Annotated in this window: 7 protein-coding genes; 5 read left to right on the forward strand and 2 right to left on the reverse strand. The window is 70.8% G+C overall.

Annotated elements, in window-relative coordinates:
- Nucleotides 1-2 precede the first annotated feature (2 nt).
- The 5 genes from D7X99_RS34440 (at nt 3) to D7X99_RS34460 (ending at nt 10,759) form a co-directional block, all read left to right on the forward strand.
- Nucleotides 3-503: an NfeD family protein gene (locus D7X99_RS34440; RefSeq protein ID WP_121781466.1), complete on the forward strand. Its 501-nt coding sequence runs from the start codon at nt 3-5 to the stop codon at nt 501-503.
- Nucleotides 494-1,579 (forward strand): SPFH domain-containing protein, encoded by a 1,086-nt coding sequence (locus D7X99_RS34445; protein ID WP_121781467.1) that lies wholly within the window; start codon nt 494-496, stop codon nt 1,577-1,579. The genes D7X99_RS34440 and D7X99_RS34445 overlap by 10 nt, the downstream gene beginning before the upstream one ends.
- 288 nt (nt 1,580-1,867) lie before the next feature.
- Nucleotides 1,868-3,373 (forward strand): ATP-binding cassette domain-containing protein, encoded by a 1,506-nt coding sequence (locus D7X99_RS34450; protein WP_121781468.1) that lies wholly within the window; start codon nt 1,868-1,870, stop codon nt 3,371-3,373.
- Nucleotides 3,374-3,533: 160 nt separating this feature from the next.
- Entirely contained in the window at nt 3,534-6,422 is a 2,889-nt protein-coding gene (locus D7X99_RS34455) for a CARDB domain-containing protein (RefSeq protein ID WP_121781469.1), read from the forward strand.
- A 212-nt stretch (nt 6,423-6,634) separates the two neighbouring features.
- Nucleotides 6,635-10,759, forward strand: coding sequence for a CARDB domain-containing protein (locus D7X99_RS34460; protein ID WP_121781470.1), 4,125 nt, complete (start codon nt 6,635-6,637; stop codon nt 10,757-10,759).
- Between the two features lie 85 nt (nt 10,760-10,844).
- Here D7X99_RS34460 and D7X99_RS34465 read toward each other — a convergent pair whose 3' ends face one another.
- Nucleotides 10,845-11,819 (reverse strand): NAD-dependent epimerase/dehydratase family protein, encoded by a 975-nt coding sequence (locus tag D7X99_RS34465; RefSeq protein WP_121781471.1) that lies wholly within the window; start codon nt 11,817-11,819, stop codon nt 10,845-10,847.
- A gap of 37 nt (nt 11,820-11,856) precedes the next feature.
- On the reverse strand, nt 11,857-12,390 hold the full coding sequence (locus tag D7X99_RS34470; RefSeq protein ID WP_121755325.1) for a hypothetical protein: 534 nt from the start codon (nt 12,388-12,390) through the stop codon (nt 11,857-11,859).
- Between the last annotated feature and the right edge of the window lie 55 nt (nt 12,391-12,445).

A 12,445-nucleotide genomic window follows, 5' to 3' on the forward strand; every position in this document is an offset into this window, starting at 1 on the left:
ATATGGACACCACCGCCTGGCAGCTCTGGTTGATCGCCGCCATCGTCCTGGGCGCGCTGGAGATCAAGCTCCCCGGCTTCGTGACGCTCTGGTTCGCGGTGGGCGCGCTGATGGCCTCCCTGATGGCCGGGGTGGGCCTGGGCCTCAACAGCCAGCTCTTCGCCTTCATCCTGGTGTCCGCCGCCCTCTTCGGCGCGTCCCGCACCATCTTCAAACACGTTTTCATGCGGGACGCCGTGCACTTGAAGACGGGCGTGGAGGCGATGCTGGGCCAGGAGGCCGTGGTGATGGAGGCGCTGGCGGACGGGCACGGAGGCACCGTGCGCATCAACGGCGAGCTGTGGATGGCGCGCTCCCTGTCCGGGCCCCTGCCCGAGGGCGAGCGCGTCACCGTGGAGCAGATTGAAGGCCTCAAGTTGTGGGTGCGACGCCCGTCGGCGTCCAACGAAGTCGCGCTGCAACCGGCGCGTCGCAAGAAGAAGGAGAACGCAGGATGGGACTGACCATTGTTCTGCTCGTCGCGGCCGCGGCCGTCGTGATCGGGCTCGTCACCGGTGTGCGCATCGTTCCCCAGGCCAAGGTGATGGTCGTGGAGCGGCTGGGGAAGTTCCACCACGTGGCCTCCAGCGGCCTCAACATCCTCATCCCCTTCATGGACAGCCCTCGCGCCATGGAGATGCGCGCCGGCAACCGCTTCACGCGCAACACCCTGGTGGACCTGCGCGAGCAGGTCATGGGCTTCGAGACCGTCCAGGTCATCACCCATGACAACGTCAACATGGAGGTCGGCTCGGTCATCTACTACCAGATCGTCGATCCGGGCCGGGCGCTCTACCAGGTGGAGAACCTGGCGCTCGCCATCGAGCAGCTCACCATGACGAACCTGCGCAACGTCATGGGCGGCCTCACGCTGGATCAGACGCTCACCAGCCGCGAGACGGTCAACACCAAGCTGCGCATGGTGCTGGACGAGGCCACGGAGAAGTGGGGCGTGAAGGTCACCCGCGTGGAGCTGCGCGAGATTGAACCGCCCCAGGCCATCAAGGCCGCCATGGCCAAGCAGATGACCGCCGAGCGCGAGCGCCGCGCCGAGGTCACCAAGGCCGAAGGTGACAAGGCCGCCGCCATCCTCCAGGCCGAAGGCGAGAAGATCTCCCGCATCCTGCGCGCGGAGGCCGAGCGCGACGCGGAGATCGCCCGCGCCGAAGGCCACAAGCGCGCCGTGATGCTGGAGGCCGAGGGCAAGGCCGAGGCCACGCGCCTCACCTTCGAGGCCATCCACACCGGCCGCGCCACGCCGGAGGTGCTCGCGCTGCGCTACCTGGAGACGCTCCAGGAGCTGGGCAAGGGCGAAAACAAGATGTTCATCCCCTATGAGGCCACCGCCGCGCTGGGCTCCATCGCCACGCTGAAGGAGGTGTTCGCCAAGGACGCCGCCCCGGCCGCCGCGCCCCAGCCCCAGCTCCGCGCGTCCGCTCCGTCCGCCGCCTCGATGAGCGCCCAGTCCCTGGCCCGGAACGCCGCCGCGAGCGCCACCATCCCGGCCACCCGCCGGGTGCAGCCGCCTTCGGACGAGTAGCCCCGGCCCCTCTCGGGGAATCGTTGTCAGGGCACCGGCGTTCTTTCCGTCGGTGCCCGCGTCACGGCACGCGCCCGGACTTGCCATCCGCCCGGGCCGCGCCGCATGCTCCACCTGAAGCACCGGCTGTCGGCAGTCCACGCGGGGAGATGTCACAGGTCTTCCCCTGAACGAGGTTCGCAGACCCTTGAAGCTGTTCGCCTGAAACCCCGGTCCCCAGTTGTACCCCGCCGCCGCGCGTCCTGACGGACGTGTGCGCTGGCTTCCGGTTTCAGGAGTCGCTTCAACATGCCCTCGTCCTCTTCCGTGCGCGCGCACCGCGTCTGCTTTTCGTTCACCGATGCCATCCCCGTCCTCACCGACGTGGAGTTCCACCTCGCCTCCGGCTGGACGGGCCTCGTCGGCCCCAACGGCGCCGGCAAGTCCACCCTGCTGCGCCTGTTGTCCGGGGAGCTGAAGCCCACGTCCGGGCAGCTCCAGTTCGAGCCGGACTCGCCGCTCGTGTGCCTGTGTCCGCAGGGCGTGGAGGCACTCACGCCCGACATCACCGCCTTCGCGGATGCCTGGGACGCGCTGGCGCGCAGGCTCCAGGGCCAGCTGGGCCTGGACGTCACCGCCCTGGAGCGCTGGCCCACGTTGTCTCCGGGGGAGCGCAAGCGCTGGCAGGTGGGCGCGGCGCTCGCCCGCGAGCCGGACGTGCTGCTGTTGGATGAACCCACCAACCACCTGGACGCGGAGGCGCGCGCCTGGCTGGTGGCCGCGCTGCGCCGCTTCCGGGGCGTGGGCGTCGTCGTGTCCCACGACCGCGAGCTCTTGGAGACGCTCACCCAGGCCACGCTGCGCGTGCACGGCGGCGAGGCGCACCTGTACCCGGGTGCCTACTCCGCCGCGAAGGGCCACTGGGAGGCGGAGCGCGAGTCGGAGGTCGCCGCCCACCAACAGTCCAAGGCGGAGCGGGATCGGGCCGCGCAGCTGCTGGACAGCGCCCGGCGCGAACACCAGGGCGCCACCCTGTCGCGCAGCACGTCACGGCGGATGCGCAACAAGTACGACAGCGACGCGCGCGGCCTGGGCCCCTCCACGCTGGCGAGCTGGGCCGAGTCCCGCCTGGGCCACCAGGTCACCGTGAAGCGCCGCGAACTGGAGCGCGCCGAGGCCGCGGTGGGCACCTTCACCGTGGACAAGACCGTGGGCCGCTCCGTGTTCGTGGACTACGTGCGCTCCCCCAACCCGTGGATCTTCACCTTCGACACACCGGGCCTGAAGGCCGGCGACGTGGAGGTGCTGGGCCCCACGCGTCTGGACGTGGACCGCGAGGCGCGCATCCGCATCGAGGGCCCCAACGGCGCCGGCAAGACGACGCTCCTGAAGGCCCTGCTGGAGCAGGCACGCGTGCCTCACGAGAAGCTCCTGTACCTGCCCCAGGACCTGGGCGCGGAGGAGACGCGCGCCCTGCTCGACGCGGTGCGCGAGCTGCCCCCGGAGGAGCGTGGCCGGGTGATGTCCCTGGTGGCCGCGCTGGGGGTGGACCCGCACCGGCTGCTCTCGTCCGAACAGCCGTCGCCCGGCGAGGCGCGCAAGCTGGCCATCGCGCGCGGCCTGGGCCAACACGCCTGGGCCCTGGTGCTGGATGAACCCACCAACCACCTGGACCTGCCGTCCATCGAGCGGCTGGAGGCGGCGCTGCACGACTACCCGGGCGCGCTGCTGCTCGTCACCCACGACGCGCCCTTCGCCCGCTCCTGCACCACCACGCGGTGGCTGGTGGCGAACGGACGTGTGGAGGTGGAATGAGCCCCCGGACCGCTGGAGTGGAGTGAAGACAGACCTCCCCGCGAAATAACGCTGAAACTTGTTTTTCGCGCCGGTGTTCCACTCCTAGGAAAGTCGTGCAGGCCCGGTGGATGTCACACCGGGCCTGTATCGTCTCCTTCCCCCCATTCCAGGAGTCCTTATGTCTCGGCGTACGCCGCCATGGCGGCATTCGTGTCTCTTCATCACGGGCGCGCTCGCGCTCACCGGCTGTTCCAGCGGTTCCACCCCGGAGGAAGCACCCGCGCTGGAGCAGCAGGCCAGTGCGCTCATCCCCGGACCGGACCTGCGCATCACGGAGCTGACGGCTCCGGACAGCGCGAAGCCGGGCCAGCCCACCACCGTCACCGCGAAGGTCTGCAACACCGGTGACCAGGCCGTGTACTCCAGCGCCATGCTGGAGGTGTACCTGTCCACCACGCCCACGCAGCAGGTGCCAGGGCCGGGGACGCAGCCGCCTCCCACCCAGCAACTCACCCAGGGCCAGACGGACGTGGGAACGGTGTACGCGGGCCAGTGCGTCACCCGTTCGCTGAGCATCTACGTCAGCCCTCCCTCCGGCTTCACGGGCAACGACACCTACTATCTGGGAGCCAGCGTCGACACGCAGAAGACGGTGGCGGAGTCGGACGAGACGAACAACGGCTTCGTGAAGGGCCTGATGGGCGTGGGCAACCGGCCGGACCTGGTCGTCACGCGGGTGGACGCGCCGCCCAACCTGGCGCCGGGACAGGCCTTCAGCGCGTCCGCGACGGTGTGCAACGTGGGCACGGAGTACAGCCCCGGCGGCTCCGTGGAGCTGTACCTGTCCTCGGTGAACGGGCTGACGCTGCCGCCGCAGTCCGGCCCGCCCCCCATTACGCAGATCATGGTCGGGAGCGCGTCCGTGGGCAGCATGGAGGCGGGCCAGTGCCGCGCGGTGCCGCTCACCGCCTACGCCCAGACGCCGCCCTCCGTGCCGCCGGGCACGCCGCTGTACGTGGGCGCCATCGTTGACGCGTCGCGGATCGTGACGGAGCTGCGCGAGGACAACAACACGTTCGTGCAGGGACTGGTGGGCGTGGGCAACGGCCCGGACCTGACCATCCGCTCCGTGACGGGGCCCGCGAGCGCGCGCCAGGGCGACTCCTTCCCCGCGACGGTGACGGTGTGCAACGCGGGCACCGCGTCTTCTCCCCAGGCCGACGTGAGGGTGTTCCTGTCCACGGTGCCGTCGCTGGCGGCCCCGGGAACGCAGCCCCGCCCCTTGACTGAATTCCCGGTGACGAACTTCAGCGTGCCGGCGCTGGTGAGCGGCCAGTGCGCCACCCGCACGGTGCAGGGCCCCGCCAACCGCCCGCCCGCGAATCCCAGCGAGCAGCCCCTGTACCTGGGCGCCATCGTGGACCTGCCGCAGGGCGTGGTGGAGCTGCGCGAGGACAACAACACCCGCGCGGACACGCTGATGGGCGTGGGCGCGCGGCCCGACCTCACCGTCGTCTCGCTGGAGGCCCCCTCCAACGCGCCGTCCTACGGGCCGCTCGCGGTGTCCGCGAAGGTCTGCAACGTGGGCACGACGCGGTCCACCGACGCGTCCGTGGAGGTGTACGTCACGAATGAGCCCTCGCTGAGCGTCGTGGCCGGTCCGCCGCCCATGTCCCGCATGCCGGTGGGCATGGTCAACGTGCCGGCGCTGGAGCCCCTGGAGTGCGCCACGCGGCTGGTGAACGGCTACGCCAACGTGCCGGGCGGGACGGCCATGCCGAACCCGGTGCTGTACGTGGGCGCCATCGTGGACCCGATGTCGTCGCTCCTGGAGCTGCGCGAGGACAACAACGTGTCTCCGCTGTCCCGCATCGGCCTGGGGCCCGGCCCGGACCTCGTCGTGCGCACGCTGACGGCGCCCTCGAGCGTCAAGCCCGGTACCTCGCTGTCGACGGACGTGAAGGTCTGCAACGAGGGCAGCCAGCCCTCGTCGCCTTCGACGGTGGGCCTCTTCCTGTCCACCACGGCCTCCGTGACGTCGTCCATGCAGTACCCGCCGTCGCCGTCCCAGATGATGGTGGGCACGGTGGAGGTGTCATCGCTGTCGCCGGGCGCCTGCGTGCTGTACCCGAAGACGGTGTACGCCGCCCTCCCGCCGGCGGCCACGCCCACGCAGCCGCTGTACCTGGTGGCCGTGGCGGACGTGAACCAGCAGCAAGCGGAGCTGCGCGAGGACAACAACACCCGCGTCGCCGGCACCCTCGTCGTGGGCAATGGCCCGGACCTGGTGGTGACGAACGTCACCGGCCCCTCCAGCGCCATCCCGAGCGGCCCCCTCACCCTCAACGTCACGGTCTGCAACGTGGGGACCGAGCCGGCGGGCTCTTCGTATGTGATGGGCGTCCTGGCCATGGAGGAGATGCAGTCCACGCCGTACCTGCCTCCCGCGTCCTCGGAGTCCTATGTCGGAATGGTCGCCGTGTCCCCGCTCGCCGTGGGCCAGTGCGTGACGACGCCCGTGAGCGGCTCCGCGTCCCTGGCGCCCAACGCGGACTCCACTTCCCCGCGCTACCTGGGAGCCCGCGTGGACATGTCCAATCAGGTGGTGGAGCTGCGCGAGGACAACAACACCCGCATGACGTCGCGGATCGTCGTGGGCAACGGCCCGGACCTGGTCGTCCGCTCGGTGACGGCGCCCCCGGCCCTGCCGCAGTACAGCTCCTTCACCGCGCAGGTGCAGGTCTGCAACGAGGGCAACGCGTCCATGTACGGCTCCGCGCCGCTGGACCTGGTCATCTCCACGGAGACGTCCCTCTACACGCCCGGACAGGGGCAGCCTCCGTTCACCCAGGTCCAGATCCCCGTGGGGAGCGCCATGGTGTCCGCGCTGTCCGCGGGCCAGTGCACCACGCTGTCGATCCCGAGCTCCGTGGTCCGCCCCTCCGCGGCCACGTCTGGACAGTCCCTGTACCTGGGCGCCCTCGTCGACGCGCCGAATTCGCTGCTGGAGCTGCGTGAGGACAACAACGCCCTGACGCGGGCCACGCCCATCAGCCAGGCGCAGTAAGGGGATTCCTCCGAGAGGGATTCACTATCTGCTGAGATGGAATTCGCCGGCCGGGGTCTTCACGAACCCCGGCCGGCGTTTGCCTTTTCCAGGCCACGCTTCCGACACGATTGGCTTTTCGCCGGTGAAGGCAGACCTTTAGTGTCCTCACGGCGTCAGGCCGGGCCCTGCGGCCTGCGTCTCGTGGATTCACACACCCCCAAGGAGAACACATGCAACGGCTCTCGCCGTCATGGAGACACGCGTGTCTGCTCATCGCTGGCACGCTCGTCATCACCGGCTGCGGAAGTGAAGGCGCGTCGTCCAATGCGCCCCCCGCCCGCGGTCAAAGCCATTCACTGGACCACGGCTCGGACCTGGTCATCACCGAGCTTCGCGCCCCTGACAGCGTTCGCGACGGGTATGACTTCACCGCCACCGTGAAGGTCTGCAACCAGGGCTCCGCGGCCGCGTATCCCCAGGGTGGAGGCACGTTCCTGCAGCTGTACCTGTCCACGACCCCCACCCAGCAGGTGCCCGACCCCAACGCTCCGCCCCCGACCCAGCAGGTCACCGTGGGCGAAAAGGACGTGGGCCCGCTGGAGCCCCACCAGTGCGTCACGCGCACCGTGACCGCCAACGCGCAGATGCCCCCCGGGCAGCCCGGCACCGCCTTCTATCTGGGCGCCAGCATCGACACGGGGCAGTCCGTGACGGAGCTGGATGAGACGAACAACGGCTTCGTCCGCGGCCTGATGGGCGTGGGCCTGGGCCCGGACCTCGTGGTCTCCGAAGTGCACATGCCCGCGAGCGTCCGGCCGGGAACGCCCTTCCTCGCCGACGTGCGCGTCTGCAACGTGGGCACGGAAGACTCGCCCTACTCCGAGGCGGAGCTCTACCTCTCCACGCTGGACACCCTGAGACTTCCCACGCCGGGCGCGCCGGTGGATGTCCAGGCGCCGATGGGCCTCGTCCCCGTGCCGCCGCTGGAGGCGGGCCGCTGCTTCACGGTCCGGACGCAGACGTTCCCGCAGATTCCCCCGGCGGCCACCCAGCCCGAGCAGCCGCTGTATGTGGGCGCCATCATCGACCCTCGGCAGCAGCACACCGAGCTGCGCGAGGACAACAACACGCGCGTCGCGGGCCGGCTGAGCGTGGGCGACAAGGCCGACCTGGTGATCACCGGCATGACGGGGCCCACGAACATCGGCCCGGGGCGCTCGTTCTCCGGCTCCGTGACGGTGTGCAACGTGGGCACGGACCGGGCCATGGATGTACGCGCGGACGTGCTGCTGTCCACGGAGGCCCTGCTGCCCGCTTCGCAGCAGCCCGGCGCCCTGACGGAGTCCTTCGTCGGCCAGGCGCAGGCGCCGGGGTTGGATGCGGGACGGTGCGTCACGCTGCCGGTGTTCGGCGTCACGTTCCCGCCCCCGGCCTTCCAGCATGGCGGTCCGCTGTACCTGGGCGCGCGCGTGGACGGGCTGCAGTACGTCCCGGAGCTGCGTGACGACAACAACACCTTCACGAAGGGCGCCGTGCGCGAGGGCTATCGCCCCGACCTGGTGGTGCGGTCGCTGAAGGGCCTCACCCACCTCCCGGATTCCTATTCGTTCACCGCCGAGGCGCAGGTCTGCAACGTGGGCACGGCCGACCTGTCTGGCTACGCCCACCTGGAGCTCTTCCTCTCCACGGAAGCCTCGGTGACGATCCCGCCGATGTACGGGCCCTACCCCACGCAGACCCAGGCCCCGCTGGGCGGAGCGGACGTGACCTACCTCCCCGCCGGCCAGTGCCAGACGGTGCAGGTGAACGCCTACCGCAACCTGCCCATGGAGGCGCAGCCGGGTCAGCCCCTGTACCTGGGCGCGGCCATCGACACGGTCCATAACGTCCAGGAGATGGACGAGGACAACAACACGTTCATCCAGGGACTGGTGGGCACGGGACCGGACGCGGACGTGGTGATCACCGACGTGCGCGCCCCCCCGGACCTCCATGACGGCCAGCCCTTCAGCGCGACCTATACGGTCTGCAACCAGGGCGCGGCCCCCGTGTATAGCTACGGGGTCTCGCTGTTCCTCTCCACGGAGACCGCGCCCCCCGTGTCGCGGCCGTATCCGGCGCCCCCCGTGTTCTCGGAGCTCCCGCGGGCCTACGCCTTCCAGGGCCGCGCCCAGCCCTACATGATGCTGCCGGCCGGGCAGTGCACGACCCAGCGCTCCACGTTCCAGGCCTCGCGTCCGGTGGACTCGATGCTCTCGCCGTTCGAGCGGCACCTGAACCTGAGCGCGGTCGTGGACATGCAGCAGTTCGAGCCGCGCGTGGACAACAACGGCTTCGCCGCGGGCATCGTCGGCCTGGGCAGCGGGCCGGACCTCGTCATCACCGAACTCCAGGGGCCCGCCAGCGTGCGGCCCGGGGAGACCTTCACCAGCAAGGTGAAGGTCTGCAACGTGGGCACGGGGCCGCTGAGTGGCGGCGCGCGCGTGGCGGTCTACTTGAGCGTGCACGACACGCTGCCGGCGCCGGATCCGCTGGCGTTCCCGCCCATGCCGATGGGCGGCCAGAGGTTCGTGGGTGACGCGTCCCTGCCGTCGCTGGGCGCGGGTGCCTGCACCACGCGGGAGATCTCCGGATGGGCGGATTCGCCGCCCGACGCGGTTCCGTTCCGTCCGCTGTACCTGGGGGCCGTCGTCAACCGGGAGGCGATGCCGCAGGAGCTGCGCTGGGACAACAACACCCGCGTGGCGGGCGCCATTGGCGTGGGCAACGGGCCGGACCTGGTGGTCACCGCGGTGGAGGCCCCCTCCACCGTCGCGCCGTGGGAGCCGTTCGCCGCCACCGTGCGCGTCTGCAACGTGGGCACCGACTCCGTGAGTTCCACCGAGGTGGCGCTCGTCGTGTCCACGGAGGAGACCTGGAACCTGCCTCCGCAGGGCTCGCCGCCGCCGCACCCCGACGACCCCAGCCAGTTCATGGCGGGATACCTGAACGTCGCGCCGCTCGATGCCGGGCAGTGCGTGAGCGCCATGGGGATGGTGTCCGTCGACCGGCCCTCGGGAGCGTCGCCGCAGCAGCCCCTGTACCTGAGCGCCGTCGTGGATCCGTTCCAGGGCCGGACGGAGCTGCTCGAGGACAACAACGTCTTCGTGAAGGGGCGCCTGGGCGTGGGGTCGGGGGCCGACCTGGTCATCACCGCGCTGACGACGCCCGCCAGCATCCGGTACGGCCAGTCCTTCACCGCCACCGTCACCGTCTGCAACCAGGGCTCGCTGGCCTCGTGGGACAGCCTGCCGGTGACGCTGCAACTGCTGCCCCATCCCCAGCTGTCCCTGCCTCCGCAGGGCGGCGCGCACCAGGTGCCCCCTGACGAGTTCCTGGGCGAGATCCTCATCCCCAATCTGGCCGGGCACACCTGCCTCACCCTGCCGGTGACCGGCAACTTCTACGGGTACACGAGCGCGGATCCGCTCACGTACTACGTGGGGGCCACCGTGGACCGGTACTGGATTGCCCCGGAGGTGCGTAAGGACAACAACACCTTCGTCGGGCCGCGCGTCGGCGTGGGGAACGCGCCGGACCTCGTCATCACCGCGATGGGCGGGCCGGAGAACCTCGAGCCTTATGGACAGGCGCAGGTCCCCGTCACCGTCTGCAACCAGGGCACTCAGCCCTCTTCCACCCAGACGGTGGAGTTCTTCCTCTCCACGTCGTCCACGCCGCCGGAGCTGACCTTCCCCGGTGGAGATCCGGCCTCCAGCGTCTCTCTGGCGGGAGCGGTGGAGATTCCGTCCCTGCCCGAGAACGCGTGCGTCACGCGCGAAGGCACCCTCAACGCCAATCCACCGGCGGATCCGGAAGCGCCCCTCTTCGTGGGGGCCTTCATTCGCGCGGGGTCTCCCAATGACGAGCTGCGCACGGACAACAACGCCTTCGTGCGGGGCCGCATCGGCGTGGGGTACGGGCCGGACCTGGTCGTCACGGAAGTCACCGCGCCGTTCGCCGTGCGCAGGGGTGAGATGTTCAGCACCACCGTGACGGTCTGCAACCAGGGCACGCAGCCCTCGGGATGGAACAGCCAGGTGGAGCTCCTCCTCTCCACCCAGCCCACCCTGGCGTTCCCGGACGAGATGCCGTCCTCCTCCACCCAGGTGACCCTGGGCGATGTGGACGTGGACTCTCTGTCCGTGGGGCAATGCACGACGCGCCAGCTCTTCATCACCGCGGACACGCTGCCCGGCTACCAGGGCTCCGGGCTGTTCTACCTGGGCGCGCTGGTGGACTCGCAGCGGTCGGTGACGGAGCTGCGCGAGGACAACAACGCCTTCGTCGAGAACTTCCTCGCGGTGCTGCCGTAGCGCTTCCACGCCGCACGTAGGACACGCGGGCGTCGGCCGGGGTCTTCACGAGCCCCGGGCGGCGCCCGCCGCCGTTTCGCGCAGCTCAGCGGGCGGTGCCGCTCCACTCGCGGTACCACGCCACCAGCCGGGCCACGCCCGCGTCCACGGACACGCGCGGCCGGAAGCCCGTCTCCGCCTCCAGCCGCGAGGTGTCCGCCCACGTGGAGACCATCTCCGCGGGCGACGAGGGCACGGACGTCACGCGGGCCTTCGCACCCCAGTGCCGCTCCAGCAGGCCCACGAAGTCCCCCAGCGCCACCGGCTCGCCGTGGCCCACGTTGAGCAGCCGGTGCGGCGGGCTCCCCGATGGCGGGCGGTCCAGCACGCGCAGCACGGCCTCCGCCACGTCATCCACGAAGGTGAAGTCGCGCCGCATCCGCCCGTCGCCGTGCAGCCGCAGGGGCTCACCCTTCGCCAGCGCGCGCAGGAAGAGCAGCGGCGCCATGTCCGGGCGTCCCCACGGCCCGTACACCGTGAAGAAGCGCAGGCCGCTCGTGGGCAGCCGGTGCAGGTGGCTGTACGCGTGCGCCATCAGCTCGTTGGCGCGCTTGGTGGCGCCGTAGAGGTTGAGCGGTTGATCCACGGGCGCGTCCTCGCGGAACGGAGCGGGCGTGGACGCGCCGTACACGGAGCTGGAGGACGCGTAGACCAGGTGCTGGACGCGCGCCTCGCGGCAGGCCTCCAGCACGCGCACGAAGCCCGTCACGTTGGTGTCCGCGTACGCCGGAGCCTCCGCGTCCGGGGCCCGCACGCCCACCCGCGCGGCCAGGTGCACCACGCCCTCCGGACGCGCGGCCGTGAACGCTTCACCCAGCCGGGCCGCGTCGGTGATGTCCCCGAAGAGGAAGGTGAAGCCGCGCGCGCCGGACAGCCGCTGGAGGCGCGCGCGCCGCAGCGCCACATCCCCGGGGGCCGCGTCCAGCGCGTCCAGGCCCACCACCGTGTCGCCCCGGGAGAGGAGCCGCTCGCAGACGTGGGCGCCGATGAAGCCCGCCGCGCCCGTCACCAGGACCCGCATGCCCCCCTCGTCACGCGCGAAAGCAGGACGACCACCGTCACGGCACCACCTGCACCGCGTCGATGACGGCCCGGCGCAGGAACGAGTTCCAGTCCGTCGCGGACTGGTAGGCGCTCACCACGGGCTGCGAACGGAACGTGTCCGTCCAGAGCACCTGGCCGTTGGGGTCCACCATGCCCAGCCGCAGCACCACGTCCACCCGGCCCAGCACCGTCGCGCCGGACACGTCCAGCCAGTCCAGGATGACCACCACCGCGGCCTCGGCCTTGTTCTGCTGGACGAAGGAGGACACCTCGTCCGTGAGCGGCACCGGGGCCTGGGACTGGCGCGTGGCCACGACCTCGAAGCCGCGCGAGAGGAGCTCCGCCTCCGTCTGGCGGGCCAGCACCGTGCGCGGGTTGCTCTCCCCGATGATGTCCTGGCGGAACGTGCCCGTGGGCAGCACGTCCACGCGCGAGCCCGCCACCACCACCACCTTGCGGATGCTCCCCTCCGGGCGCACCTGCCGTGCGGCGCAGGCCGGAAGGACGAGGGACACGAGCAGCAGCGGGAGGAGTCGTGCGGGGCGCATGCCGTCACGCTAGGCCACAAGCGGCGGGGCCTCCACCCCGACCGCACCCGCCCAC

Source organism: Corallococcus sp. AB032C, from assembly GCF_003668935.1.
In the GTDB taxonomy this organism is placed as follows: domain Bacteria; phylum Myxococcota; class Myxococcia; order Myxococcales; family Myxococcaceae; genus Corallococcus; species Corallococcus exiguus.

Excerpts from the sequence above, each read along its gene's own strand:
- D7X99_RS34465 (WP_121781471.1), bottom strand. The coding sequence starts at position 11,819 with ATGCGGGTCCTGGTGACGGGCGCGGCGGGCTTCATCGGCGCCCACGTC.
- D7X99_RS34445 (WP_121781467.1), top strand. The coding sequence starts at position 494 with ATGGGACTGACCATTGTTCTGCTCGTCGCGGCCGCGGCCGTCGTGATC.
- D7X99_RS34470 (WP_121755325.1), bottom strand. The coding sequence starts at position 12,390 with ATGCGCCCCGCACGACTCCTCCCGCTGCTGCTCGTGTCCCTCGTCCTT.
- D7X99_RS34455 (WP_121781469.1), top strand. The coding sequence starts at position 3,534 with ATGTCTCGGCGTACGCCGCCATGGCGGCATTCGTGTCTCTTCATCACG.
- D7X99_RS34440 (WP_121781466.1), top strand. The coding sequence starts at position 3 with ATGGACACCACCGCCTGGCAGCTCTGGTTGATCGCCGCCATCGTCCTG.
- D7X99_RS34460 (WP_121781470.1), top strand. The coding sequence starts at position 6,635 with ATGCAACGGCTCTCGCCGTCATGGAGACACGCGTGTCTGCTCATCGCT.
- D7X99_RS34450 (WP_121781468.1), top strand. The coding sequence starts at position 1,868 with ATGCCCTCGTCCTCTTCCGTGCGCGCGCACCGCGTCTGCTTTTCGTTC.